The following is a 26,990-nucleotide window of genomic DNA, read 5'->3' on the forward strand; positions in this document are numbered from 1 at the left end:
GGTATATAAGAGTTGCACCGCTTGGCTAAATTAAGATACAGAGTAACAACAAAATAACCGATTTTGAGTTCGACCGCAGGTTTTATTTTAAGTATGAGAAAGAGGCCATTGCTCACGAACTATTCAGTTCGTGAGCAACGGCCTCGAAAAAAGGAAGGGCAGAATTCTAAGAGTCAGAAATTGGTTTAAAACAAAGCTGTAATATGAATGCCTGCTGCAGCAAAATAGAAAAGAGATCGGCCAATAAGTTCTCCAAATCCTGTAAAAACAACGACCATCAACAGAAGATTGGGAGATAAGGCTTTTTTCGTTTTAAGAGGAGAGACAAGAAAGAGCAATGGAACAAGCCACCCGATGACAACACGAATCCAGAAAAACGGGCTTGAAAGATAGGCCTGAACAGTAGCAGCGCCTTCGTTATTCACTTGAATAAAGGAAGCATAAAGCACAAACAAAACAATGCTCGCAAGCAAACAACCAATGGACCAGTGCAGCAAACTCTTTCGCTGAGCCTGAGCAATCTCTTTATAGCCGAGAATGGCTGTAACGAGCGGTCCCATTAAAACTGCAGTAATAAAGAAAAATACAAGGGGCGCCGCATTATTCCAGGCCGGGACACGTGGAAGAACGTAAATCATCGCACTGCTTAAGGTTCCCAATAGACCAAGTATTGAAGTTATGAGCAAAGGCGTTCGTCTGTTGCTGCCGGGATGGTAAACGATCCACAAGAGGAAGAGCCAGCCTGCAAACGTAAGCAGGAACATGACAATTTCTCGGCTTAACCAAGAGGAGCTCAGATGCGTAATCGCCCGGTAAGCTGCTTCCGGATGTCCGAGATGAAACAGAGAGGCAAGCAAAGCCGCAACCAGGAAAGTTCCGGAGACGAGGACACCTCTTTTGAAAAGTGATTCCTTCAGTTCATGTTGATCTAACCAGAAAAGAACGAGAATGATACCTACCGAAATTTGACTCAAAACGGTAAATAAGACTAAAGGCCATTCCAAACTTCCCATCTCTTAATCCCTCCTAATCTGCTTGCCTTGTTTAGGGCCAATAAAACGAATGGATGGTTCGGTGATCTTGGGACTCGGAAGACCGGGTAACGTTTTAAGGACTCCGACTCTTTGATCTAGAGCATCATTAATTTCAACAAGTTCTAAAGCACCGGTGATACACGCAGCTACGCAGGCCGGTTTCTGACCTTGGTCAATTCGTTGGTAGCATAGATTGCATTTCTCAGCCTTCTTTTGGATGGGATTAAACTGAGGACGGTCATACGGACAGGCCATCACACACATCTGACAGCCAATACAGCGGTCATGATTTTGAATAACGATTCCGTCCTCCCGTTTTGTATACGCTTCCACCGGGCAGACCCTCAGACACTCTGGATGGGCACAATGATTACAGCCCATGGAAAAAAACATTCGGGTCGGAAGAGAAAAGTCCTCTTCACGGAGTTGAAAAACCTGACGCCAACGCGGTGTTACATCGATCTGATATTCATTTTTGCAGGCCATTTCGCACCCGCGGCAGCCCACGCATTTTTCAGAGTTATGCAAGAAACCCAACTGTTTACTCATTCAGATCCCCCCTTAAGCTTTCTCAATCATGACAAAATTATCATGGAAGGCTACACCGTCATTCCCCGTGGCCTGCTTGCCCATATCACTGGGAGTCGCCTTCAAGGTATAGTTGACATTAAAATTCGATCCCTTATACCAGGACTCATAAGCAACAATAACATCAGGTGAGGTCGTACGGGTCAAATGAGCCTTGAGGGTCAGGGTCCCTAAATCATTGAAAATCTTGACCTTATCGCCCTCGGAAATTCCGTATTTAGCGGCAAGTACAGGGTGAATCTCAACTTTAGGTTCAGGGTTGGCTGTCATCATCCAATCAAGATTCTGGAATTGGGAGTGCAGGGCGTGTTGCGGATGAGGCGTCATGAAACGGATAGGATACTTTTCTGGAGTCTTCATATCTTCTACCCAAATAGGCAAGGCGGGCAGCCCATTCTTTTGGGCTAATTCACTGTGAATCTCAATCTTTTTTGAAGGTGTACGGAACTTGCCGTCAGACCAAGAAGCAGCCGGCATTTTGGCTTTGCGAGGAGCATTGATCAATTCTTTATAATCACTGATTCCGAGGAAGCTGTACATTGCCGGATTGAATTCCTTAGCTAACCACTCTTCCGGACTTCCCGCAGTCGGGAAAGTACAGGAACCGGGTTCAAGTGCATTCATTTTTTGAGAAAGCAGCATGGCGATCTCAACATCACTTTTTGACTCATACATCGGATCGATGGCCCGTTGATTGATTCCTACCCAGTAGTGCCAATAACTGGCCATAACATCCCAGTCTTCAAAATGCGTTGTTGCAGGAAGAACGATATCCGATAATTCGACCGTCTTATTGAAGAAAGAATCGACAGTCACAACAAACTCCATTTCGGAAAACATCTTTTCAATAGCATGGGTATCCGGATCTTGAGAACCTGGGTTGCGGCAGGCCAGCCAGAGCATTTTTACGGGCGGATCATTTTGGGCAAGAACATCATGAGCGAAGTTGTTCATGTTAATGTTGCGGTCGCCCTCTTTGCCATCCTTGCCGATAAATCCTTTGGAACCCTTAGGCGCCGGATTAGTCATTGCATTATAGGCAAACCCCCAGGTTTCAAGATGGCCGTAATTTACTCCTCCTCCGGATTTGCCCACATTTCCAGTCATGACCCCAAGCGCATCAATGATCCGAACGTTTTGCCCGCCATTGATATGCCGCTGCATGCCATATCCCACCCACATCGAGGCCGGCTTTGTCGTTGCATACTCGCGGGCGATTTCCATAATAATCTCTTTGGGAATTCCCGTTTTTTCACTCGCCCAGTCAAGCGTAATATTCTTTTTAAGGTAGTCCACCCATTCATCAAAACCTACACTATTAGCTCGGGCATAATCCCAATCCACCCAATTGTTATCGAGAATATAACGAGCCATGCCTAAGGCTAACGCACCGTCTGTGCTCGATTTAATTTGCAGATAGAGATCGGCTTTGGAGGCTGTAGACGTTAAGATGGGATCAATCACAACAAGTTTGGCCCCGTTTTCTCTGGCCTTATTGATGAACGGGAAACTGTGAATTGAGGTCCACGCTGCATTTTGCCCCCATAAAATCAGATATTTGGCATTCACCATATCCTCCGGATCATTACTGTAAAGCGTTCCAAAATCGTAGGTCTGAGCGTCGATTCCTGCGGGCCAGCAAGGAGTTCCGAGGGCACGCGTGGTATAACCCAGACTGGACATCATCCCTTCAATCCCATAGTGCGTAATTCCAAAGTTCCCCGAATATTTGTCCAAGCAAATAGGAAGCGTTGAGCCGTAACGCTTTTTAAGATCAAGGATCTTTTTCGCAATCGTATCCATGGCCTCGTCCCAGCTGATGCGCGTCCAATTTCCTGAACCGCGGGGGGTTTGTTTCATCGGATATTTGACGCGGTCAGGGCTGTAAACCCGGCGAGTGTAGGTATACCCTTTGAGGCAGAGCTTTCCGTTGGTATACGTTTGTTTAGGATCGCCCTCTACCTTTTTCATAATCCCATCTTGGACATAGGAAATTTGGGCACAGGTGTCGTAACAGTTGCGCGGGCATACGTTACGAAACGTTTTGACTTCTCCAGGAGCTTTGTCCGCTGCTGCAACAGAAGGTGTTAACAGATTAAAATCAAATAATGCTGCACCTACAGCTGTCGCTGCCGCTCCGCCTAAAAATTGACGACGTGATAATTTCATAATATACCTCCTTACAATTTAAAATTGAGCTGGTTTACGGATAGAAGCGCTCTGCTGACCGCGAGAAAAACCGGATGCGTCGCCGCTTGATTGATTGCTTGAGCAAAAAGTTTCCACCAAAGACGAGTGTGTTTATTGCAGAACTCCTCGTAAAGATCAAGGTAATAGGATGATTGCGCCAATTTATCGTGCTGCATCGCCCTCATTGCTCTTGAAAGAAGATAAGCCATAAATTCGAGCTCCGTACCGATAAAGTCATCGGGTTCATGCCCCTGTCCTGATGATGCCAATTGTTCACGGTTATACATTTTTCGTACAGCTAAGGTTTGTTCTTGCATGACCAATCGATCAGGAGAAAGATAAACTGATTCATAAGGAGGAGCTTTTGGGGAAGCGGGACCTACGAATAGACGATTAAATTCATATTTCATGGACTCAAACTCACTGAAATCGTACTTTGTAAACCTGGCTATATTTTGTCCATCGACTAACAGATGATTTAGCTCATGTGTTTCAGCAAAGGATGAAATGGCATGTGATAAAGGATCTAACGTTTGTGCGAGCTCCTCTCCCCCTTTTGCAAAAAATTGACTTAACCCTAAAAGAAAACCGATTGTACTCCTCAGTTGTTCGAGCGATTTTAATTCGGCACTTTGTCCCATGACAACACCTCCTTTTGATTTTGTACTATAAATCACTTTCATGCGTATAACTAATTCGGTTTTTCAGGATTTCCTCCTTTGTAGAGATAAATGAAAAAAAACGGCTTCTTTTGAAAGAAAATACAAAACCCCTCAATCCAACGACTAAGAGGTTCACTTTTGGAGTAAAAAAATAATAATCGCGCCCAAATAGCAGGATTTTAGCAGATTCTCAACATGCTCAATCGCAATATTTTGACACAAAAACAGCCGATTTCTAGCATCGCTAAAATCGGCTGTTTTTTAAAGAAAACTATTGGTATTTAAGCTACTAGAAGCTGGCTCTCAAAAAAGTTTGTAGCGCAATATAAGAATAATACGCAGCATTATAGAAACTGCATTTTAGATTTCCGGAGCCACCCTTAATCATACAATCACTCATACTAACCTATATCCTACTCCCGGTTCATTAATTATGTGAATAGGTTCTGAAGGATCTTGTTCTAGCTTTTTCCTTAATTGCCCAATATATATCCTTAAATAATGGCTATTAGAATCTGCATAAGGTCCCCAAATCGTGTTAAGCAGCTGATGATGTGTCACTATTTTTCCTTTATTTTGGGCTAACAAGGTTAGTAATTGATACTCTATTGGTGTTAATTTAACCTGATTTCCATCAACTCTTACTTCCCGATTCCCTGGATCAATTGTTATATTCCCAAATCGCAAAATCTCCTCATCATATGCATCGTTGCGATGCCTTAGAGCGTTACGAATTCGCGCAATAAGTTCTCCCATTCCAAATGGCTTGGTCACATAATCGTCTGCTCCTAAATCAAAAGCTAATATTTTATCGTTTTCATGTTCACGAGCAGTAAGCACTATAACTGGAATTTTTGTAGATTTTCTTAACGTCGTTAGAACATCAATTCCATCTGAATCAGGAAGTCCTAAATCCAAAATAATTAAATCGGGGTTAAATTGTGCAATCATGCTGAGACCATCTTGCGCATTACTTGCCTCATTGAGCTCGTACCCATGTACAGACAACGAAACCTTTAAAAGTCGCTGAATTTGAGGCTCGTCATCAATAACAAGAATTCGTTTACCCTTCTCATTCATGTTAATCTCCCATTTCTGCAGGTATACCTGTAGGTTTTTCAGCTAATGGTATTGTAAAAGAAATGGTAACCCCTTCACTTACACTGCTATTTTCAGCATGAATTGTTCCGCCGTGAAGTTCGACGATTCCTTTTGAAATCGCCAGTCCTAGTCCTGTACCGCTAATCTGTCGAGGTGAACGAACTCGGTAAAATTTATCAAAAATATGTTCTAAATCTTCTGTTGGGATCTGTGTCCCCCAGTCACGAACTGAAACCTCGACTTGCTTTTCGTTATTCCTAACGGTAATAAGAACTTGGCTATCCGGCTTTGAATATTTTATGGCATTATCCAATAAATTAATAAGAACTTGCTTAATCAATATAAAGTCTACGTTAACCAACAAATGTTTCTTCGAACTTTTGCAAACTATATCTCTTTTATCGAAAAAGCCGTCGTCAAAATGTTTAATGGCTTTTTTAACAATTTCATCAAGTTCACACCATTCCTTGTTTAACTTAAGCATATCACTTTCCAAGCGGGCCATATCGAGTAAATTATTGACTAACCGGTTCATTCGCATAGCGCCAATTTTAATTGTTTGGAGCAATTCTTTTCTTGAGGTTTCATCGAAGAGTTGATCATCTTCTAAAAGACTTGTTACAGCCCCGATCATTGTTGCCAGCGGAGTTCTTAAATCATGAGATATAGAGTTAAGCAGTGCCGTCCGCAGTTTTTCTGACTCGTTTAAGAGCTGGGCCTCTCGCGCCGTTTCAACCAACGATATTCTGGTTATAGCCAACGCTGTTAAACTGGCAAAAGCATCGACTAAACGCCTTTTTTCAGGCAGCAGATACCTCTCTGTACTTTTTAACTGTACACCTAATACGCCGCAAATACCCTGTTCCGAAACTAACGGTAAATAAAATCCTTCAGCCCCTCCCAATGTATCTGTACCTTTTCCTGCACTTTGATTATTTTCAAAAACCCATGTTGCAACAGCTCTTTCATTTTCTTCAAAAATAACTTCGGAGTTTGAGCAAGCGCGCAAAGCTAACTGCCCTTTTTTTTCGGGAACTAAGATTACAACCTGACCTTTAATTATATCAGAAACTTTTTTAACAACGCTTTCCAGCACAGTATCCAAATCTGAGACAGCAGTAATTTCACGGCTTAAGGAATAAAGGGATGCTGTTTGTGATTCACGTTTACGAGAATTAATAAGTTGTATTCTTAACCGAGTTGATAGATTACCCAGATAAAGCCCAACCAGTATAAACATAGTAAAACTAATGAGATACCTTAAATCCGCCACGGTAAAGGTTAGAACAGGCGGAACTGTAAAAAAATCATAGGCAATAATAGCTAATAAAGATGTAATTACACCTGCTCTTTTACCGTAACGCCCGGCACTTAAAAGCACTGGAAGCAAATAAAGCATCGCGATATTCACAAGACCTAAATCAGACCGCCACTCCCATGCAATAAGTGTAATCATTGCAAGTAAAGCAAAAGTTGTAATATAAAGAATAACCATATTTGCATTCGCTTTTCCAACTGGAATTTTCTTCGATTCAATACCTTGTTTAGTTTTTTGAATATTTCCCGGAATAACATGAACACTTATATTTTGGCTTTGTCTAAGTACCCTTTCAACAATCGATCCTGAAAAACGTTCCCGAAGGCTAAGCTTGCCGGATTTACCGATGATGATCTGGGTTACATTCCGTTTCTGTGCAACCTCAAGAAGCTCCTCAACGATATCATTTCCACTTAATGATATAATCTCCCCATCTAATTCTTCGGCTAAATGCAAGCTTTTTGTAAGCTGATCTTTTTGTTTTTCAGTTTTTAGCAAATTCGAAGGGGTTTCAATGTACACAACAAGAAGTTCGGCTTTCATTCCTTCGGCTATACGTTTACCCATTCGAATCAGCTGCTCCCCAAAGGGGCTGGCACTGATGCAAACCATCACGCGCTCGCTCGCCGGCCATGGACCTGCAATGCCGTGTACCCGCATATAGGATTCCATCTGCCGGTCGACCCTCTGTGCAGCAAAACGCATGGATAATTCTCTTAAGGCATTAATATTCCCAAGCCTGAAGAACTTGTCTAACGCATGTTTGGCTTGATTGGGAACATAGATCTTTCCTTCTTCCAGACGCTGAATAAGCGCCTCTGTTGGAATATCGATAAGCTGGATTCTGGCATTTTCTATAAAAGCATCGGGAATCGTTTCGCGTACCCTAACACCTGTTATCTTCGCAACGATATCATTAAAACTTTCAATATGCTGGATATTGACTGTTGTATAAACGTTAATACCAGCAGCTAAGATTTCTTCAACATCCTGATAACGTTTGAGATGGCGTGAACCGGGCACGTTCGTATGAGCAAGTTCATCAACTAAAACAATTTCTGGATGTCTCACTAATATTTCATCGAGGTCCATCTCTTTTAAGATCCTGCCGTGATATTCGGTGTCTTTGGGGTCAACCTTCGGAATTCCCTCTAATAAAGCCATTGTTTCGGGTCGGACATGCGGTTCAACCCACCCTGCTAAAAGGTTAATTCCCTCGGAAAGTCTTTCCCTAGCGGTTTCAAGCATAGCATACGTTTTTCCGACACCTGCAGCTGCGCCTAAGAATACTGTGAGTTTGCCCTTAGCCTCATCCTGGATATCCGCTAAAAGTTCATCCGGATTAGCACGTCTTTCTTCGTTCATTTCATTCTCTCCTTAAACAAAGCAAAAGCAAGCAGATGAATGACATTCTCCGTCTGCTTGACTTTAGAAACTATTTTGTTAAGCTATCGAGATCAAGGTTCAGTCGTAAGACATTAACTCTAGGCTCGCCCAATATTCCAAATTGCTGTGTTGTTGTATCCTGCTGTATAAGACTTCTAACCTTTTCAACAGGCAGATTTCTCATTTTAGCTATCCTCGGAAGCTGAAGCATGGCAGCTTCAGGCGTTATATCGGGGTCTAAACCACTACCCGAAGCAGTAACCAAATCCGATGGAACCTCTTGGTCTTTATTGAGCCCATTTTGTTTACGTATATTATCGGCACGCTCAGCTATACTCTTTAATAAATCTTGATTGGTTGGGCCCAAATTAGAACCTCCCGACGCTGCTGCATTATAACCCTCTTGTCCTGCGGCTGAAGGCCGAGACTGGAAGTACCGAGGATCATTAAAGTTCTGCCCAATTAATTGAGAACCTACGGCTTGACCATCCTTATAAATCAAAGACCCATTCGCTTGGGCAGGGAAGATCAGCTGTGCTAAACCCGTTACGACTAAGGGATAAGCTAATCCCGTTAACAATGTCATCACAACAAACATTAGGATTCCTCTGGTCCAATGCTTAAGCATTTCATCATTCTTCCTTTCAGTTAATCCCTTATGCCCAGCCTAATGCAGAAATAATGAAGTCAATCAGTTTTATTCCGATAAACGGAACAATTAATCCGCCTAAACCATAAAACAAGAGATTTTTTCTTAGGATAATATTTGCACCTAGCGGTTGGTACTTCACTCCGCGTAAAGCAAGCGGTACCAAAGCGACGATAATCAATGCGTTAAAAATAACCGCCGAGAGGATGGCACTTTGCGGAGTAGCCAGGTGCATAATATTTAATATTTTTAATTGCGGATAGGTGGCAAAGAATAAGGCAGGAATAATAGCAAAGTATTTAGCGACATCATTGGCGATGCTAAACGTCGTTAATGATCCACGCGTCATTAAAAGTTGTTTGCCGATCTCTACAACCTCAATAAGTTTTGTCGGGTTGCTATCTAAGTCAACCATATTCCCTGCTTCCTTAGCAGCCTGAGTTCCGCTATTCATAGCAACGCCTACATCTGCCTGAGCAAGCGCCGGTGCATCGTTGGTTCCATCGCCCGTCATGGCTACAAGATGACCTTTTTCTTGGTATTCCCTAATGAGCTTAAGCTTTGCTTCTGGTGTAGCCTCAGCCAAGAAGTCATCCACTCCTGCTTCTGCAGCAATGGCAGCAGCCGTTAACGGGTTATCCCCCGTAATCATGACCGTTTTAATACCCATTTTACGGAGTTGGGCAAAACGTTCTTTAATACCGCCTTTGACTACATCTTTAAGATAAATTACACCCAATGCCTGAGCTCCCTCAGCGACAACTAAAGGTGTACCCCCTTTTTTAGCAATATCCTCCACTGCAGCGATTACATCAGGCTGCATGATCCCACCTTGTTCTCGAATATATTTCTCAATCGCATCCGTTGACCCTTTACGAATCTCCCGTCCCTCTAGGTTAACCCCGCTCATTCTTGTTTGAGCACTAAACGGTATGAATGTTGCATGCAGACTATTAATATCACGTTCTCTTAAATTATACTTTTCTTTCGCTAAGATAACGATACTTCGTCCTTCCGGGGTTTCATCTGCAAGAGAGGATATTTGAGCTGCATCTGCCAGTCTTTCAGGGGCTATTCCTGGTGCGGGAATAAATTCGGCGGCCATCCGATTACCCAAGGTAATGGTACCCGTCTTATCCAGAAGCAGGACATTGACATCTCCGGCAGCTTCCACTGCCCGCCCAGACATTGCAAGAACATTGCGTTTCAATAAGCGATCCATTCCCGCGATACCAATCGCACTGAGCAATCCGCCAATCGTTGTTGGGATAAGGCAGACCAACAGTGCAGCAAGTACAGGTACTGCAACAATTGTCCCGGAATATATCGCGTAAGGTTCAAGAGTAGCAACAGCGAGCAGGAAAATAATCGTTAACCCTAAAAGCAAAATGGTTAAGGCAATTTCGTTGGGTGTTTTTTGTCTTTTAGCCCCTTCAACTAAATGAATCATCCGGTCCAGGAAGGTTTCCCCCGGATTCGCTGTTATTTGTACTTTGATCCAGTCGGATAAAACTTTAGTTCCACCAGTAACAGAGCTTCGATCCCCACCCGATTCACGTATTACAGGTGCTGATTCTCCTGTGACAGCGCTTTCATCAACGGATGCAATTCCTTCAACAACTTCTCCATCACCCGGAATAACATCTCCTGCCTCAACCAAAACAACGTCCCCTTTGCGCAGGTCCGGTGCAGGAACTTTCACGGTTTTATCCCCATCAAGCTTTTTCGCTAAAGTTTCACTCCTCGTTTTTCTTAAAGCAGAGGCTTGTGCTTTTCCTCTGCCCTCGGCTACGGCTTCAGCAAAATTAGCAAAGATAACAGTGATCCATAGCCAAATTGCAATTTGAGCATTAAATGACAAGGTCTGAGCATGAATAAACAAATCTCGCAGTACAAAAAAAGTACTTAATACGGCTACTGTTTCTACGACAAACATAACAGGATTGCGCCACATAATGGATGGGTTTAGCTTTTTGAACGCATCTTTTATCGCTTCCATGAGCATTGCGGAAGTAAAACTCCCAGGGGAAGCTTTCTTATCTTCGTGGCTAACATTTTCTTGCATGTTATTGCCCTCCAAATTACTAACAAAATTATCTTCCGATCATGATTAAATGTTCAACAATTGGGCCTAATGCAAGTGCTGGAAAAAAGGTCAGAGCACTTACAATAATCACAATACCCGCAAGTAAACCGCCAAAAAGAATACCTGTCGTCTGAAACGTCCCCGGCCCTTCGGGAACAGCTTTTTTCTTAACCATACTGCCTGCAATAGCAAGGGCAGGAAGAATGATACCGAACCGTCCAATCAGGATAGCAATGCCGATTGCAATGTTATAGAAGGGTGTATTCGCATTTAAACCTGCAAAGGCACTGCCATTGTTTGCCGCTGCAGACGTAAAAGCATAAATGATCTCGCTTAAACCATGCGGACCAGGATTTAAAATGGACGATGTCCCTGCTTTAATGACACTCGCAATTGCACTTCCAACTAGGATGGTAGTTGCCGGAGCAAGTATTACAATAGTCGCCATTTTCATTTCCCGGGATTCAATCTTTTTACCCAAATATTCCGGTGTACGGCCAACCATTAGACCTACAATAAAGACCGTTAATATCACGAAAATTAACATACCGTAGAGCCCTGAACCGACTCCGCCGAAAACAACCTCACCTAACATCATTTGTAACATGGGAATCATACCGCCAAGCGGCGTTAAACTATCATGCATTGCGTTAACTGCTCCGCAGGAAGCCGCTGTCGTTATCGTGGCAAACAATGCCGAATTAGCGATACCAAAACGTACTTCTTTTCCTTCCATAGCTGATGAACCACTGATCCCTAATGCTGTGACATTGGGATTTCCAAAGATTTCGCTGGAATACGTAACCCCTACAAAAATGAGGAATAAGCCGAGCATGGTCGCAAAGATTACTCTTCCCTGTTTGAGATTACCGACCATTCTTCCAAAGGTAAAAGGTAATGCAGCCGGAATAAGCAAGATAAATAGCATTTGCAAAAAGTTAGTTAACGGTGTAGGGTTCTCGAAGGGATGAGCCGAGTTTGCGTTGAAGAAACCTCCGCCATTTGTTCCTATCATTTTAATGGCCTCTTGAGAAGCTACCGGCCCCATCGCAATTGTTTGTTTACCCCCATCTAATGTAGCGAGATGCAAATATGAACTAAGATTTTGTATTGCTCCTTGTTGTGTTAAAATAAGTGCCCCAATAATGGATAAGGGGAGCAATATCCATACTATAGAGCGAGTTAAATCAACCCAGAAGTTACCAATGGTTGAGGAAGTTTTTCGTGCCAAACCCCTGGTAAGTGCGATTACAACAGCTATACCTGTTGCTGCAGAAACAAAGTTTTGTACGGTTAGGCCTGCCATTTGTACAAGATAGCTCATCGTAGATTCGCCGGCATAGGCTTGCCAGTTTGTATTCGTAATAAAACTAGCGGCAGTATTAAAGGCCAAATCAGGAGAAACAGCTCCAAAGCCCTGTGGATTTAAAGGCAAATACCCTTGTAATAATTGAAGTAAAAAAAGAAATATCATACCGCATAGGTTAAAAATAAGGAGAGATCCGGCATAGTGTTTCCATCCCATCTCAGTCTGTTCATCTGTACCTGTTAAGCGATAAATTAGTTTTTCGATGGGTCGAAAAAGCGGGTCAACCCATGTTTTTTCGCCGCTAAATACTTTGGCCATATATCGACCTAAAGGAACAGCTAAGCCTGTCAGAATTAGAACATAAAGAAGTATTTGCAAAATATCCATCGTTCTCATCAGGTGATCCTCCATTTTAATAGAAATAGGTTATTCCAATTTACCCGTTTGATAAAATATAATAATTGCCTAAATGTTTTCGGCATTAATAAGAGCGTAACTTAAATAAACCAGAAGACCCATTGTAACAATTCCGCCTAAAATTAAGTCTATCATCGTTATTCCTCCTTAATAGTTTAATAATGCCCTAATTGCTAAAATCTATAAATTTTATCCCTTTTTGTGATCTATATAATAGTTCATTTTGTTATAAAAAAGGCGTAAATAATTGCTTCTTTATCGTAAAAAAAATGTAAAAATTTTAGGAGCAGTCCGCCGATGAATTTCTTCAAGAAACCTTATTAATTTGTCTATTAACATTTCCTTACCAGTGCTGAACCTTACTCGTTCGGAAACAGTAAGGAAAAGAAAAGACAAGAAAACCAAAATTAAAAATTCTTCAACATTGTTCACCGTTGAATCTCCTTTCAGCTTTAGTATTTATCCAAGCCGCTTAGAATATTTGTCCACATCCCCCTCCAGTGATAATCTCTTGAATTTAGCGTAATTATAGTCCTTTGATCCGTAAGAAATCGTTACCGAAGATAATCTTAAATTCATAAATATCAAGTAAATTTCTAGTAAAAGCTAAACCCTAATTTAAAAAAGAAAACCAAAGTGTTTTTTTCATAACCATACTTATCATCTCAAGATCGCTATCTTTAACTCAACAGAACAAATTGATATTAGCTTCGAGCCAGAATAGAACTGTAATGTAGGATTGGATTTCACCCTGCTAACTTACTACGTGGTATACATAAAAAAAGAGCCTGTAATATAACTAAGGGGTTTCATTTTGGAGTTGAAAATTTAAAATCGCATATATAATCGCAAGTTTTTAGCAAGAAAATAGCCGCGATTTGAACGTTCAAATCACGGCTATTTTCATATTATTAGGAACAGTCTATCTGTGATTTCTTACTTCATATAATAAAAAGATAGCGAAGTAATTTATCTTTATGTTTATTATCCCTCTATAAACTTGACCGCATCTTCATGTCCATCGATGACAGCCTGTTCAGCGGCCTTAATTGCTTCTATCTGATAAGGTTTTAGGTTTAGCGCATCTTTATCATGGAGGAGCAGAGACAACATTGGTAGAATGCTGTATCATTGTAATTGCAACATTTATAGGACATAAAGAAACAAAGTGAAATACCCCTGTTCAAAGATAAGATAGGCACTTAGCAGTTCGAAGATCTAAAAAAAGAATGAGGAGCTTAATCAATAAAACACTTGTTACAATTCGGCTTATTTTAATAAGATCATTGGAGGAGAAAAACATGGAGATTAAAAATGTCGGCAGTAGGGGAACTCTCTTTACTTTTCATGATTTAGGTATTCCCACCAATGTCTATGTGATCCATACTGAACAGCATGTCTACATAATAGATACCTATCTCGGACCAGATATTATGAAGCCAGTTAATCAATACATTGAGGAACTGTATAGTGGTAAGCCGTTGATTATCGTAAACAGCCACAGTCATTGGGATCACGTGTGGGGCAATAGTTTATACACTTCCTCCCTTATCATTTCTCATACGCGGTGCAAGGAAAATATGAGAAAAGATGGGTTAGAAGAACTGGAAAAGCATAAGGCTTATAAGCGAGGCCAGATTATTTTGACTTATCCTAACTTGACCTTTACTGACAAAATTTGTTTTGAAGAGGATAGCGTTTTGATGTACCATACCCCTGGTCACACTGAGGACGAGATATCCGTGTTGGATCTGCATGATAAGGTTCTATTTGCTGGTGACAACCTAGAACGTCCTATCCCCTATCTCATGTCAAAGAATCTCAATCAATATATTAATACTTTGGAGGGTTACCTGAATCTAGATACCGAGATCATCATTGGTGGACATACTGGATGCGAAGATAAAAACTTGATTCGGCATAATTTGGATTATGTGAAAAAGGTTTTGCTTGGTGATACTACAGAATTCGAGTCAGGAGAATACGCAGAGTATCACAAAACCAACATGGCTTGGTTGAGTGGCTTTGTTGCAAAAAAAGATTAATTAATAGTCAATCGTGTAACAATCCTTACTGTACATAATTCTACTAATGTTCATTATTAGTATTCAACTAGCAATATGTTTTTTTACCTTTATTTTATTTCTGGCGTCTAATAATTCATGTTATGAAAAGAGCTGCCCATTTACCTTTTGTGTAGCTCTCAGATTCAATGTAAACGTAGTTTTATCATTTAACTATTTTAGTACCATCATTTATCCTAAAACTCTATTTTCTTGGGTAGTTGACCTAAAAAATCTGAAATAGTTGCAGTACCATGTTCAATATAAAACACCTTAAAGATAGGATTGCCTGCCGACTTGTAGCCACTCTTTATAGATTCGTATGTATTTAGCACTTTTTCCTTTTTGTCGATGTCTTCACAGAATATTACTTCTCCACTTATTCTTACTGTCACCATATCCTTTGATGTAACTGTATACTCAATATATGGTAAAGAAATTAATTGTTTGTAGACATCCTTCTTACTGTTTGTACAGAAATAAAGTTTGCCCTCCTCCTCAAACATAAATCCAAAGGGCCTTACTTTAGGCTTTCCATTACTTACTGTTGCAAGGAAACCATATTGGCTTTCTTTTAAAAGTTTTAATACATCTTCCATTTTATGTACCTCCTTGATTTTTTTATTTACTTACAGATAAAATAGTATAGTGATATGTTGCATATAACAAGTACGCACATTTATATTACATAGTCATATATAACATACTATTGGGAAAGGATAAGATTTAATTGGATGATAAAACTGCTTTATGTCCTGTAACAGCAACTCAAAGAATACTGATGGGAAAATGGAAGTTATCAATTTTATGGATTCTCCATCGGAAAACAAGGCGATTTAACGAACTTCAAAAACTTATGCCCTCAATTTCACGTTGCGTACTCACCCAACAGTTAAGAGAACTTGAACATGATAAACTTATTAATAGGAAGGTCTATAGAGAAGTGCCTCCAAAGGTAGAGTATTCTTTAACAAAGATTGGTGTAAGTTTTATTCCAATAATGACTCAAATTATGGAGTGGGGTGTAGGCTATATTAAAGAAACATCCAGTTGTAATGTGGATATATGTATAACTAATAAATTTCCATGTAGTAAATGCCATGAAATGCTTAAAACAGGTGAAATTAAATTAGATACTTAAAACTTCTGTTTTCAATAATCATACATTCCCCCTTAATTACCCTGTAGTGGTGCACAATATGCTACAAATTAAAAGCTCTATCAGCAAATCCTAGTAGCAATTTCTTTCCGAAGAAATAAATAATTCTACTGCTAAAATTCGCTAAAGCGATGTTAAAAATCTGTGATTTTTAAGATAGGCCATCTATTTGCAGGGTTTCAGGCTTTAAGTTGATGCTAATTTCATGTTAATTTTCTGCTAAAACGGGTGCTAAAATCAAATTTCCACTTCAAAACTGAACCCCTTAATCCAAAGACTAAGGGGTTCCATTCTGAGGTGCAAAAGTCAAAATCACAATCTGTATTAGGTTAATAATGCCACTTAGAAAGACGGGACCATAACTGTTCAAAGTTTGGTCGCCGTCTTTTTGTAGATTAGTCATCACGGGCCTTTTATGAATTCCTTAATTCGCATAATATGCCCTCATTGATGGGTTAAGGTGAAGTTCCAGCACCTATCATTTTATAGGTGTTGCCTTTCTTTACAACTCTTACAAACCAAACCTTGCCTTCTACTAATCCGTTTCCTTTGCCTACTCCATTGCCAGCATGCCAGCTTGTTCTCTCACTTGTTCCCTGGACTGTGTAGTCTAGGGAAAACATGAATCCGTCCGCACTTTGGCTTATAACACGAATTTGGTTCAATTTAAACGACAGAAGCCTTTGGTCTTCAGGGATGCCATCTGCGGTATAATGTTTGAAGTAAGCTCCCATCAATTCTTTTGCAATAGAGACTGGGTCAGTCAAGTCAGAGTTGATAGAAGGAGTAAACATTTCTGTTTGAGCTTGAGGTGGCGGATATTCCGATACCCCGTTTATCTTAAATTGACCATTATCGGCTATAACAGTTATATACGTCTCGTCACTAACCCAACCATCTTGGGAAGGCGGATGCATATTCCAATCTGAGTTTGATATAGCCGGAAGAACTGAGTACCTTATTTGAAATACAAGAGGCGAGAATTCTCCACTTATTAGGTGGACATCGTTTGGATCAATTTTGTAGTCTTTCAGTTGAAGGGAACCAGTTACTGTTTTGTCTTTGTACCTGTTTAAACGAAGGGATAAAAGATCAATACCCACCTGTACTAGCGTGACTGCTGTCATTCTAATTTCAGCATCTGGTGGGATAGGTACTGAGTCAGTTTTTAAATTGATTTGTCCACCTTCCCAGTGGTTTGAATCTGTCTCAATAGCAAAATGGTAAATGTCTTGGGGAAGAATTACTTCTTCACCGTCAAGTGTTTTCTGTGTCTTCTCAACTACCCCATTCCACATCACGTTACCATTAAAACCAGCCTTGCCCACAAGATATTTTTCGTTACCGTTAACCACATAGATTCGATACTCGTTTTGATTTTGCCATCCTCCTAAGATAGTTGCTTCATCCCCTGAACCAATTAGCAAGGGCCTGATCGTAAAAGGTTCCTGCTTTACAGGGGTAGATGTTGGTAATGAATTAGTTGCCATCTTTGCTGAGTTTATTTCAGTAGAGGATTTTGATAGGCCATTTAACGAAAGCAAACCAATGCCGATCATCAGAACTAACGCTGGCAGTAAGATTACCAAGAGAGTCTTTAGTTTCATTTACAAGACCTCCTTATAAGTATCTCATTACCTTATTGCCAAATTAAGAATGTCAAAAGTGATTTAGCACATTATCGTTATTCCTGCGGAGCATTGGTTCATACATTGTCACTTCATGATTCTCCGTCAAGAATCAACCGCAATTTGATTTTCGTCATTACCAATAACCTTACGCTTTATTCCATAAATATATCAGAAGTGCCTAATACTCATTATGAGATCGCACTAAAGCCTTATCCTAATACCTAATAAAGTATATGATGTCCTTTATCGTAAATTACTTATCGGTAATTCCAAGACGTTGGGTAGGTATCTAATACTTTGCCCAAATTATACCAAGTACAACTAATAATCACAATGGTTTCCCCAACAAAATCACACTCAAATTCACATCAAATATATTTTTATTTAGTGTGAACAACCATGTGATTTTTTCACTATTAGCCCCCAAATTATTTGTGATTTGCTATGAGAATTAAACTTTTGCACCCCTGAACGGAACCCGTTATCCAAAGACTGAAGGGTTCTAAGGTTACTTAAAATTCAATTTCGCATCTTGTCTCTTTATTCGGGCCACAAAGACTTAAGTTTACCGATTTTTAAGGCGATAAAAAGATTTACTTGATTTTCCAAAACCGTTAAATCACGTCCCAAAATCTCAGCTGCCTTTTTCAAACGATAGCGCAGAGTATTTGGATGCAAAAAAAGCTTGTCTCCTGCCGCATTGATATCCGTACTTGAAGTAAAATAAGCGAGCAGCGTTTCCTCCAGGGCAAGGTTATTTTCTTTATCAAATTTTAACATCGGGCCAAGAATTTCGTTTCGATAGTCCTCTAATTCCTGTCTGTCTAATTTATACAGAAGACGCATCACCCCAAGATCCTGAAAGGCAATGATTCGATTTTCAAGATTGAATAATTGCCCTAATTCCAAAGCTGAGCGAGCTTCCTGAAAGCTGCGGTGTATATAGCGAGCCGTCGGATAAAGATTTCCAAGACCAAACAACAGTTGCTGATCTCTTGGATATTCTTCATTGAGCCGAAGAACCGGCTGGAGAAGAGTTTTGGCTTGCTCAACCCATAATGTTGAAGGGATAAAATCAGGAAGCTGAAAAAGAATAACGACTTGATTATTCCGTTCAAGGCATATGGATTTAGGCCATTGATTTCTTAAAACCGCCATCATATCCGTTAGGATATCATTGAATATCTCCTGTTGAGGAGAATCAGGATCAAAGCCGGGAATCTCCCCTACAAGCACCAAGTGCGGTTTGGAAAAATCCCATCCCCATAGTTTTCCTCGCGAGATGATCACTTCCAGAGAGTCGAAATTATTATAAAGCAGGTCGAAAAGAAAATCGCGGTGATAATGGCGTTCATTTTCTTGAATGTGATACGTTTTCGTCAATTCAAGCAGAAATAAAGTTGCGGCTTTATGCAGAAATAACTGTTCAATACTCCCCAGAGATTCCTTAGAAGCGGCTAGGCCAAGATAACCTAAGATTCCCGGCTGTCCATGGAGCGGGTACCATGTGAGCGGAACATCTTGAGGATCAACCCACTCCCCTTGAAAAAAGACCCTGTCTCTAAGGAATAAACCCTGCATCGTCCGTTTGGGAGAAATGAAGGCCAGTGCTTCTAATGGAAGCTGCCGCCCGCCTGCCCATTCTAAAATTTCAAGCTGGTTATTAATGATAAACAAATCAAACCCCAATATGGCTCGAAGATCCTGAAGAACGGTAAAGCCTTTGCCATTTGCCAACTGCTCAGCCAATTCCTGTGTATATTTTTCAACGACTGAAAGAATTTTACCTTGCTCTCGTTCAATCCAGCTTATTGCTTTTTCGCCGAATTCGTTCAATGGGATCTTTGTAGATTGGATAAAACGTAAAGGTCTTGCTTCAACATCAGAGAAGGTTATGCTGATGCTGCTGTCTTCTTCATATTTTAAACTGAAATCACGTCCAAGCAATGGCAAGGTAATCACTTGGTCACTATTCAAGTCTAAAGTACGAATCGACCACTGTCCCATCCCTTTAAGCAAAGATATCGTCATATCATCCGCAGGAGATAAATGCTGAGATTCTAAAAAACGGTTTAACGTAATCGCATAGGGTAAATACTTCTCCATTTTAACCTCACCTAGCTGCATTTCATTTCCTTAATACCAGTATAAACGGAATACCTTTATCCATTCTTTTTAAGTATCATAACAATCATCATCCAAGGGCAAGATGGATAAAAATCGAAATCAAAAGAAGGACAGATATGACTCGATGGGCCTTGAGCCATGTTTTCCCTTTCTTCTTGACCTTTGAACCATAGTATCCCAGTCCAATCTCAGCAAGCATGATAACTACCGCAATGGTCCCCGTAATATTTATGCCGTGCAGGCTCATCTGAACAGCAGTATGCAGCAATAAAAAGATAATTGCCATTAACCCAAAGTATCTGTGATTTTTTACGGTAAACTTCATGAGTTTGATAAACAGCTGATATATCGCTTCATTGTTAAGTAATTGATTTCGAAACTTGCGGTTGATGTATTTTACAACATAATTCAAGAGGGCCAATAAGAATAAGATATAAACAATGTCCCCCAAAAATCCTCCTATTTCCTTCAGCATTTAAAATCACCTTTCTTGTTTATTGGTAAGAACAACAATTTAATAGATTACGTTAAAATATTCTAGTATAATGAATTTAGCATAACACGGTAGGATTAAGAAAAAGATCAAGGAAGGCTTCAAAATGATTACTGATTTACAGCCCTTTTATGAAAAGAAAATTTCCTGCCTTTATTGTGGGGAAACGTTTACCACGAAAAAAATCCGTTCTCGTTTTTCAGCAGCATACCAAATTGATGCTGATTTTTGTCCTCACTATAAAGATAATCAGTATAATTCTCTTTATTATCACGTCAGTGTTTGTCCATCCTGCGGTTTTGCTTTTAACAGTGAATTTTCCCCGGACTTTACACCTCTTACAAAAAATGCGATTAAAACAAACATCGCCGATAAGTGGCAAAGCCGAAACTTCGGTATAACACGAGACCTTAAAACTGCGTTTGAGACCTATAAGCTTGCCATTTATTCGGCATCTTTAAAAGAAGAACGTCATTTTGTCCTGGCCGGATTATGTTTACGTTTGGCATGGATTTATCGTCAACAAAAACAGCTCGAAGATGAACAACGCTTTCTCAAGCTAGCAATTAAAGAATACGACGCATCATATCTCTATTCCGACTTTGTTGACTCTTGGTCGGAAGTTAGAATTTTGTATATGCTTGGTGAACTTAATCGACGGGTGGGAGAGTACAAGCAGGCGATCAACTTCTTTTCCAAGATTGTCAATCATCCTGAACGTAACCAAGACCGGCTCATTCTAACACGAACTCGCGAACAATGGACACTGACAACCGATGAATACCGCAAGGTGAATCCAGATGATGGATTATCAACCTAATATTTGATATCCTCTAGAACGATCAGGAACCAGTCTTCTCAATGAAGACTGGTTCTTATTTTTTTTACCTGTTACTCAACCCACTTATCTGCCCATTTTTGCAATTCATCTAAAACCGGAAGAAGATCTTTGCCTTTTTCAGATAAACAATACTCAATACGAACTGGCATTTCCGGATAGACCACACGAGAAACAATCCCTGCTGTCTCGAGTTCCTTCAAACGTTCTGTCAAGACTTTACTACTGACATTCGTTATGATTTCGGTCATATCTTTAAACCGTTTAGGCCCGTTTAGCAAAACCCGAATAATGAGTCCTGTCCATCGTTTGCCGATCAGTTCAAATGCGGATTCAAATTTTGGACACAAATGAAAGTCTTCCATTCTTCGACCTCCCTTCATCCTAGTGAGTATACAAATATTTTAACACATTAATCTACTTGACGAAATCATATTACTTATAGTACTATAATTACATAAAGTAAGTAACACATTGATAGAAACTAATTAACAAATTAACAGGCTATAAAACACTTGTTATATATAAAAAAGAAAGAGATAAATAATTGAGGAGATGTTTATTATGTTAAATCTAGGTTTGTTGGTCATTCGTCTTGTATTTGGTCTGTCTTTTGCACGTCATGGAACTGAAAAACTTTTTGGTTGGTTCGGTGGGTATGGAATTAAAGGAACCGCAGGATATTTTGAATCCATCGGCATTAAACCCGGTGTTCCTGCTGTTATTCTTGCTGGACTCGGTGAATTACTCGGCGGTCTCTTCTTGGCTGCTGGTTTCTTACTCCCTATAGCAGCAGTTCTTATCGTCGGCACAATGGTCGTTGCCACAATTACTGTAACAGGGAAAAATGGTTTTGCCATCACTGCGGGAGGTTATGAATATAACTTAGCAATCATCGCTGCAGCTGTTGGACTTTTCCTAACCGGTCCTGGATCCTATGTCCTTTTCTAAGCGTAAAATGAGGTGTATCGTATGTTAAAAAAAATCAAAGGTCAAACCGTTCAAGATGGTGCCGGCGTTAAACTTAATCGAACAATCGCCATCCCCTCTCTGGACTATGCTGATCCCTTCTTCCTTCTGGATGAGTTCAGGAGTGATAACAAAGATGATTATATCGCTGGTTTTCCGATGCATCCGCATCGCGGGATTGAAACCTTAACCTATATGGTCGAAGGAAGCTTTATTCACCGTGATTCCCAAGGCAACGAAGGAAGCCTCCAAGCCGGAGAGGTTCAATGGATGACAGCAGGCAAAGGCATTCTCCATGAAGAAATGCCCGCAATGGAAGACAGCCATCTCTGGGGATATCAAATCTGGATCAATCTCCCCGCCAACCTCAAAATGGTTAAACCTAAATACCGTCATATTAAAAGTGAGGATATACCGGTCGTCCATAAGGATGGGGTTGACGTTAAGATAATTTCCGGTGCCTATGATAAAGTTAATGGCCCTGTTCAATCATACTACCCGATCACGTATCTCGATGTACGCCTGCAAAATGAGAATGGAGTTTTTACCAAAGAGCTTCAAGGAACAAATCTGATCTATGTCCATAGCGGCGAGCTTTCGGTTCATTCCGGGGATGAAGCACTCGCAGCGGGAGCCGGAAGTCTCGTTATTGTTGAGGGAGGTTCTGAAGTTCAAGTAACCGGTTATCAAGCGGGTTTCTTATTTCTCGCCGGTGAGCCAATCAATGAACCCGTCGCCCGCTACGGTCCGTTCGTCATGAATACGCCTGAGGAGATTCGCCAAGCTTTCGAAGATTATGGCAGCGGAAAACTTGCTTAAAAATTACTCGCAATTTAATTTAACCCGGCAGCCTTAAGCTACTGGGTTTTTCTTTGCAGCTTAGTTCTTAACTATGTAACATGCGAGAAGGAGCGATCATCTATGCCTATTCAGCACAACCTCTATAGTCCAATCTCTGAAAGCTCTGAGGAAAGTCTAGAATCGTTTGAACAACTTATTCTTAAGAACGAAGAAAAAATTACAAATTTGATCTACGGAATGACTGGAGATTTTCATCTATCCCAGGATTTAGCTCAAGAGGCCTTCATAAAAGCTTTTAAAGCAAAACAGGGTTTCAATGGTCAATCAAAATTTTCGACCTGGTTATACCGGATTGCAGTTAATGTAACACTTGATCACCAGCGGAAAAGTTACGTTCGCCATGAACAAATCTCTGATGAAATTGAACCTTCTTGTTCCTCCCAGGAGCTCCATAAAGATCCCGACCATTTCTGCCAAGTTAAGGCCATGAAGGATCTTCTTTTTAAAGCAATTTCTCAACTTCCGGAGCAGCAGCGCGAGGTCTTTACCTTAAGAGAAATTAACGGCTGTTCGACCAAAGAAGTCGCTCAAATTTTAGATATCTCACTTGAATTAGTAAAATGGCGCTTGTATAAAGCCCGTATGACACTCCGGAAAACCTTAGGCGGAGATACCTCTTATCAAAAAATCGGATTTTTTCATCTGGGCCCCCATGGAATTGAATAAATACACTATCCTTTTAAAAGCTATTACGTCTAATAAGTGTAAATAAAAATCACAATCAATTTAGGAGGTAATTAGAAATGTTCGATGCCTCAAAAAAACAAAAAGCAGTTCAAGCCCTGGAGGATATGTGTTTCCATTGCGGAGAAAAACACAGCGATGAATGTCCTCTCTCCAAGGCTAAAGTAGCCACTAAGGCTATTCCTACTCAAGCGTAAAATACAACAGTAATCAAGAACTGACTCTCCGGAATAAGAAGAGGAAACCCAGAAATTATTTTATTCAATGGGTTTCCTCTTCTTTTCATCTTCCTATTAGAATTTTATACTGGAATACTTGAGCCCTCATCTCTTGTGAAATTCATGTTCCATATTACCGTGATTTTCTAAAGGACATACGAGGTGCAAACTGAAGACGATTATTAAGATCTTCAGGTGAATTAATACCTTTCTTTGCTAAAAAACGTTGCATTCCCGCCGGCATGGGGAGATTAGCCTGGTTCAAGAATTCAGTATTGGCCCCGGCATTTAAACCCGCGGCTTCTCCATCTCCAAGACCTAAACCTTGATTTAAAAAACGATTTCTTCCTAGAAACACTAAATAAGCACCTCCTTTCATAATCCTAGTATATTTTCCCAGATTCATACCTGTTCTTTTATTTATGTAATCGGCCTTAAAAATTAAAGCATCCCGTTTAGTTATCAACTAAAGGATGCTCTATAGCTAAAATTTCTTTTAATCCATAAAATTTTTATTTTTAAATTTTTATTCCGATATAAATTTATCAATCCTGTTATTAATCTCTACCTCAGAAAAAGCGATCATCGTCTCTGTAATTGCATATGAAGATATTTCGTTAATGAATTCTTCGATTTCATCAAGAGCTTTAACCGATAATTTGATGATAAAACACCCGTTGCCCGCAATTCTATAACCCCACTCACTTCGTTTATAATCCTTAATAAATTCCTTAAATTTTTCATACTGCCCATTTCTCATCGTTATTTTGATAATGCAGTCTATGGATAGATTAAGCTTTTTTTTGTTTATTTTTATCGTATAAGTCTCAATGATCCCATGATCTTCAAGTTTTCTTACCCTTTCCGTAACCGATGGCGGAGAAAGATTAACGCGTTTTGATAATTCTCGTATAGATAGCCTGCTATCCTTTTCTAACTCTTTTAAGATTAAAACATCTATCTCATCTATTTTCACTTGCCATGCATCCTCTTAAATACATATTTTAATCGATATGTTATTACACCTATTATGTATCATATAGAATACAATTTTTCAATTATACTTTGTATACTATGAATTGTTATTAAATATTTTGCTGAGGAGGAGTTATATGGCAAGAATAGCTTTTTCGGAACAAGGGCTTACACCCTTTGAAAAATTACTGGGACATAATAATGAAATACTAAAAAAATGGATTTCTTTAGAAAAATGCTTTTTTAATACCCAAACATTTACACCCGAATTAAAGGAAGAAGTAAGGCGTATTCTTGCTTTTAATAATGGATGTGAGTATTGTAAGGCAAAAGGTAAACCCTCTAAGGGCCTCACAGATTCGAAGGTCTTAGCGGCTACTAAAATTGCCGATCTAGTTTCTAAAAAACGGCTTATAGATAATCACGAATTTAATAGCTTGAAAAAAGAATTTAATGATCAGGAGATTTCTGAATTATTCGCTTTGATCTGTTTTTTAACCGCATCTCAACGCTTCGGAGCATTACTCGATTTACAGCCCAGCTGCTCAATATAATTATCGGAATTCAAGTTTTTAACTAAAATTAGATATTCTTGCTTGTGTTTTCTTTTTATTTATGGGTAACCTACTATATAACCCATAAAATTTTGTACAAGTAAAAAATAACAGTTTACAAATCACAGTTATTTTAGTAAACTTAGTTACGTAAGGTAAGTTAATTGTTGTCTAAAAGGAGTTGTTGAGTAATGATTACAGGAAAAGAGTCAATCACAGATGTAGTTAACAAATATCCCCAAACTGTTGATATTTTCCTTAAGCATGGCATGCATTGCTTTGGCTGCATGGCAGCACGCTTTGAGAATATCGAGCAAGGAGCTTTAGCTCACAGAATTGATGTTCCTAGTCTAATCAAAGACTTAAATGCAGTCCTTGAAGAAGAAAAATAATCATTAAACTTCAGAATTGAAAGAGAGTCATCGTTCTTCACTGAATGAACTGCACCCCCAAAGTTAGACAGTATGATATACTAAAATAACTTTGGGGGTGTTTTCATGCCAAAAGGAACTCCATTTTCGGGAGAATTTAAACAAAAAGTAATAGAAGATATGCAAACAAATAGGCTAAGTTATCGTGAAACGGCTAAGAAATACGATCTACCAAACCATGAACCCATAAGAAAATGGGAGCGAATTTATTTGACGGAAGGCGTTGAGGGGCTTTATATAGACCGCCGGGGTCGCAAAAGCGCAGGAAGACCTGTGAAGCTCGGCAAAAAAGTTGAGGAAGACTTAATTGCTGAAGTCCAACGTCTGCGGGCGGAGAACGATTACCTAAAAAAATTGAATGCCTTGGTTTCCGAGAGGGTACAGCGAGAGAAAAGACACAAGTCGTGACGGAACTGAGGCAGAAACATAAGCTCGATGTACTCCTCGTCGTAGCCAAGCTTCCGCGCGCTACGTATTATTACAATCTTAAGCAACTATCAGTTTCGGATAAATACACCGAAGTTAAAGAACAAATAACCTCGATTTATACTGAAAACAAAGGTAGATTTGGTTATCGGAGAATTACCATGGAACTGCGCAATCGCGGTAATATCGTCAATCACAAGACCGTTCAGCGTCTGATGAAAGCACTGGGCATTACCTGCCATGTTAGGATGAAGAAATATCACTCTTATAAGGGTGAAGTGGGCAAGGTAGCGCCGAATCTTCTGGAACGTGACTTTGAGGCGGAGAAGCCAAACTTGAAATGGGTTACTGATGTCACAGAGTTCAGCCTGTTTGGTCAGAAACTCTATCTGTCCCCAATTCTAGATTTGTGCAGCAGAGATATCGTCAGTTACACCATTTCGGATAGGCCGGTTTTGTCCATGGTAACGAGCATGCTGGGCAAAGCGTTTTCAGCAATTCCGGACAGCACAAACCTTATTCTCCACTCGGATCAGGGCTGGCAGTACCAACATAAGGTGTATCAGCGAATGTTGGAAGTGAAGGGCATTCGGCAAAGCATGAGCCGAAAGGGCAACTGTCTGGATAATGCCGTGATAGAAAACTTCTTTGGCCTACTTAAAAGTGAACTTCTGTATCTACAGAAATTTGAATCGATGGACCATTTTAAAAATGAACTCATCGACTATCTCGATTACTACAATAATCGCCGTATCAAAGTAAAGCTAAAGGGTTTGCCGCCTGCTTTACACAGACAGCAAACCCTCTTGGCTGCTTAATAA

At 40.1% G+C, this 26,990-nt stretch carries 29 protein-coding genes; 11 read left to right on the plus strand and 18 right to left on the minus strand.

The window, feature by feature from the left end:
* Positions 1-185 precede the first annotated feature (185 nt).
* The 11 genes from ACHOLT_RS20505 to ACHOLT_RS20555 all read right to left on the minus strand — a co-directional run bounded on the left by ACHOLT_RS20505 (position 186) and on the right by ACHOLT_RS20555 (position 13,853).
* Complete coding sequence (locus ACHOLT_RS20505) at positions 186-1,013, minus strand: dimethyl sulfoxide reductase anchor subunit family protein (protein WP_425804591.1); 828 nt, start codon at positions 1,011-1,013, stop codon at positions 186-188.
* A gap of 3 nt (positions 1,014-1,016) precedes the next feature.
* Positions 1,017-1,583 carry a 4Fe-4S dicluster domain-containing protein gene (locus ACHOLT_RS20510; RefSeq protein WP_425804594.1) on the minus strand — a complete coding sequence of 189 codons (567 nt, stop codon included), beginning with the start codon at positions 1,581-1,583 and terminating at the stop codon, positions 1,017-1,019.
* 12 nt (positions 1,584-1,595) lie between these two features.
* On the minus strand, positions 1,596-3,791 hold the full coding sequence (locus tag ACHOLT_RS20515; RefSeq protein WP_425804597.1) for a molybdopterin-dependent oxidoreductase: 2,196 nt from the start codon (positions 3,789-3,791) through the stop codon (positions 1,596-1,598).
* Between the two features lie 11 nt (positions 3,792-3,802).
* Positions 3,803-4,453: a TorD/DmsD family molecular chaperone gene (locus tag ACHOLT_RS20520; protein ID WP_425804600.1), complete on the minus strand. Its 651-nt coding sequence runs from the start codon at positions 4,451-4,453 to the stop codon at positions 3,803-3,805.
* Between the two features lie 417 nt (positions 4,454-4,870).
* A complete protein-coding gene (locus tag ACHOLT_RS20525) occupies positions 4,871-5,554 on the minus strand; it encodes a response regulator (protein WP_425804603.1) in 684 nt (227 codons plus the stop codon).
* Position 5,555: 1 nt separating this feature from the next.
* Positions 5,556-8,258, minus strand: coding sequence for an ATP-binding protein (locus ACHOLT_RS20530; protein WP_425804606.1), 2,703 nt, complete (start codon positions 8,256-8,258; stop codon positions 5,556-5,558).
* A 70-nt stretch (positions 8,259-8,328) separates the two neighbouring features.
* A complete protein-coding gene (gene kdpC / locus ACHOLT_RS20535) occupies positions 8,329-8,907 on the minus strand; it encodes a potassium-transporting ATPase subunit KdpC (protein ID WP_425804609.1) in 579 nt (192 codons plus the stop codon).
* A gap of 28 nt (positions 8,908-8,935) precedes the next feature.
* Positions 8,936-10,993 carry a potassium-transporting ATPase subunit KdpB gene (kdpB, locus tag ACHOLT_RS20540; RefSeq protein WP_425804612.1) on the minus strand — a complete coding sequence of 686 codons (2,058 nt, stop codon included), beginning with the start codon at positions 10,991-10,993 and terminating at the stop codon, positions 8,936-8,938.
* A gap of 28 nt (positions 10,994-11,021) precedes the next feature.
* Entirely contained in the window at positions 11,022-12,719 is a 1,698-nt protein-coding gene (gene kdpA / locus ACHOLT_RS20545; RefSeq protein ID WP_425804615.1) for a potassium-transporting ATPase subunit KdpA, read from the minus strand.
* A 69-nt stretch (positions 12,720-12,788) separates the two neighbouring features.
* Complete coding sequence (kdpF, locus tag ACHOLT_RS20550) at positions 12,789-12,875, minus strand: K(+)-transporting ATPase subunit F (protein ID WP_425808200.1); 87 nt, start codon at positions 12,873-12,875, stop codon at positions 12,789-12,791.
* An 849-nt stretch (positions 12,876-13,724) separates the two neighbouring features.
* Positions 13,725-13,853, minus strand: coding sequence for a hypothetical protein (locus ACHOLT_RS20555; RefSeq protein ID WP_425804618.1), 129 nt, complete (start codon positions 13,851-13,853; stop codon positions 13,725-13,727).
* 188 nt (positions 13,854-14,041) lie between these two features.
* On the opposite strand from ACHOLT_RS20555, the gene ACHOLT_RS20560 reads away from it, so the two are divergent.
* Positions 14,042-14,785 carry an MBL fold metallo-hydrolase gene (locus tag ACHOLT_RS20560; protein ID WP_425804621.1) on the plus strand — a complete coding sequence of 248 codons (744 nt, stop codon included), beginning with the start codon at positions 14,042-14,044 and terminating at the stop codon, positions 14,783-14,785.
* A 215-nt stretch (positions 14,786-15,000) separates the two neighbouring features.
* Here the strand turns inward: ACHOLT_RS20560 and ACHOLT_RS20565 are convergent, their stop codons facing one another.
* Positions 15,001-15,402: a pyridoxamine 5'-phosphate oxidase family protein gene (locus ACHOLT_RS20565; RefSeq protein WP_425804624.1), complete on the minus strand. Its 402-nt coding sequence runs from the start codon at positions 15,400-15,402 to the stop codon at positions 15,001-15,003.
* Positions 15,403-15,533: 131 nt separating this feature from the next.
* On the opposite strand from ACHOLT_RS20565, the gene ACHOLT_RS20570 reads away from it, so the two are divergent.
* Positions 15,534-15,944: a winged helix-turn-helix transcriptional regulator gene (locus tag ACHOLT_RS20570; protein WP_425804627.1), complete on the plus strand. Its 411-nt coding sequence runs from the start codon at positions 15,534-15,536 to the stop codon at positions 15,942-15,944.
* Between the two features lie 473 nt (positions 15,945-16,417).
* Here ACHOLT_RS20570 and ACHOLT_RS20575 read toward each other — a convergent pair whose 3' ends face one another.
* From ACHOLT_RS20575 to ACHOLT_RS20585, 3 genes are all read right to left on the minus strand, one after another.
* On the minus strand, positions 16,418-17,569 hold the full coding sequence (locus tag ACHOLT_RS20575) for a hypothetical protein (protein WP_425804629.1): 1,152 nt from the start codon (positions 17,567-17,569) through the stop codon (positions 16,418-16,420).
* 564 nt (positions 17,570-18,133) lie between these two features.
* Complete coding sequence (locus tag ACHOLT_RS20580) at positions 18,134-19,699, minus strand: PucR family transcriptional regulator (RefSeq protein WP_425804632.1); 1,566 nt, start codon at positions 19,697-19,699, stop codon at positions 18,134-18,136.
* Between the two features lie 88 nt (positions 19,700-19,787).
* The gene (locus ACHOLT_RS20585) at positions 19,788-20,195 is read right to left on the minus strand and encodes a hypothetical protein (protein WP_425804635.1); all 408 of its coding nucleotides are present in this window, start codon (positions 20,193-20,195) and stop codon (positions 19,788-19,790) included.
* A gap of 124 nt (positions 20,196-20,319) precedes the next feature.
* Between ACHOLT_RS20585 and ACHOLT_RS20590 the strand changes: the two genes are divergently transcribed.
* A complete protein-coding gene (locus tag ACHOLT_RS20590; protein WP_425804638.1) occupies positions 20,320-21,033 on the plus strand; it encodes a DUF2225 domain-containing protein in 714 nt (237 codons plus the stop codon).
* Between the two features lie 71 nt (positions 21,034-21,104).
* Here ACHOLT_RS20590 and ACHOLT_RS20595 read toward each other — a convergent pair whose 3' ends face one another.
* Complete coding sequence (locus ACHOLT_RS20595) at positions 21,105-21,416, minus strand: winged helix-turn-helix transcriptional regulator (protein ID WP_425804640.1); 312 nt, start codon at positions 21,414-21,416, stop codon at positions 21,105-21,107.
* A 199-nt stretch (positions 21,417-21,615) separates the two neighbouring features.
* On the opposite strand from ACHOLT_RS20595, the gene ACHOLT_RS20600 reads away from it, so the two are divergent.
* From ACHOLT_RS20600 to ACHOLT_RS20615, 4 genes are all read left to right on the plus strand, one after another.
* Positions 21,616-22,002, plus strand: coding sequence for a DoxX family protein (locus tag ACHOLT_RS20600; protein ID WP_425804642.1), 387 nt, complete (start codon positions 21,616-21,618; stop codon positions 22,000-22,002).
* Between the two features lie 21 nt (positions 22,003-22,023).
* Positions 22,024-22,839, plus strand: a complete 816-nt coding sequence (locus tag ACHOLT_RS20605) for a pirin family protein (RefSeq protein ID WP_425804644.1) — start codon at positions 22,024-22,026, stop codon at positions 22,837-22,839.
* A gap of 102 nt (positions 22,840-22,941) precedes the next feature.
* Positions 22,942-23,547 carry an RNA polymerase sigma factor gene (locus ACHOLT_RS20610; RefSeq protein WP_425804646.1) on the plus strand — a complete coding sequence of 202 codons (606 nt, stop codon included), beginning with the start codon at positions 22,942-22,944 and terminating at the stop codon, positions 23,545-23,547.
* 77 nt (positions 23,548-23,624) lie between these two features.
* The gene (locus ACHOLT_RS20615) at positions 23,625-23,762 is read left to right on the plus strand and encodes a hypothetical protein (RefSeq protein WP_425804649.1); all 138 of its coding nucleotides are present in this window, start codon (positions 23,625-23,627) and stop codon (positions 23,760-23,762) included.
* 154 nt (positions 23,763-23,916) lie between these two features.
* Here the strand turns inward: ACHOLT_RS20615 and ACHOLT_RS20620 are convergent, their stop codons facing one another.
* A complete protein-coding gene (locus tag ACHOLT_RS20620) occupies positions 23,917-24,141 on the minus strand; it encodes a hypothetical protein (protein ID WP_425804652.1) in 225 nt (74 codons plus the stop codon).
* A 168-nt stretch (positions 24,142-24,309) separates the two neighbouring features.
* Complete coding sequence (locus tag ACHOLT_RS20625) at positions 24,310-24,759, minus strand: Lrp/AsnC family transcriptional regulator (protein WP_425804654.1); 450 nt, start codon at positions 24,757-24,759, stop codon at positions 24,310-24,312.
* A gap of 136 nt (positions 24,760-24,895) precedes the next feature.
* On the opposite strand from ACHOLT_RS20625, the gene ACHOLT_RS20630 reads away from it, so the two are divergent.
* The 4 genes from ACHOLT_RS20630 (at position 24,896) to ACHOLT_RS20645 (ending at position 26,987) form a co-directional block, all read left to right on the plus strand.
* Entirely contained in the window at positions 24,896-25,312 is a 417-nt protein-coding gene (locus ACHOLT_RS20630) for a carboxymuconolactone decarboxylase family protein (RefSeq protein WP_425804656.1), read from the plus strand.
* Positions 25,313-25,503: 191 nt separating this feature from the next.
* Positions 25,504-25,704, plus strand: coding sequence for a DUF1858 domain-containing protein (locus ACHOLT_RS20635; RefSeq protein ID WP_425804659.1), 201 nt, complete (start codon positions 25,504-25,506; stop codon positions 25,702-25,704).
* 105 nt (positions 25,705-25,809) lie between these two features.
* Complete coding sequence (locus tag ACHOLT_RS20640; RefSeq protein WP_425800489.1) at positions 25,810-26,151, plus strand: transposase; 342 nt, start codon at positions 25,810-25,812, stop codon at positions 26,149-26,151.
* Positions 26,148-26,987: an IS3 family transposase gene (locus ACHOLT_RS20645; protein WP_425800491.1), complete on the plus strand. Its 840-nt coding sequence runs from the start codon at positions 26,148-26,150 to the stop codon at positions 26,985-26,987. The genes ACHOLT_RS20640 and ACHOLT_RS20645 overlap by 4 nt, the downstream gene beginning before the upstream one ends.
* Positions 26,988-26,990: the final 3 nt, after the last annotated feature.

This window comes from Desulfitobacterium nosdiversum, assembly GCF_049860565.1.
Lineage (GTDB): Bacteria > Bacillota > Desulfitobacteriia > Desulfitobacteriales > Desulfitobacteriaceae > Desulfitobacterium_A > Desulfitobacterium_A nosdiversum.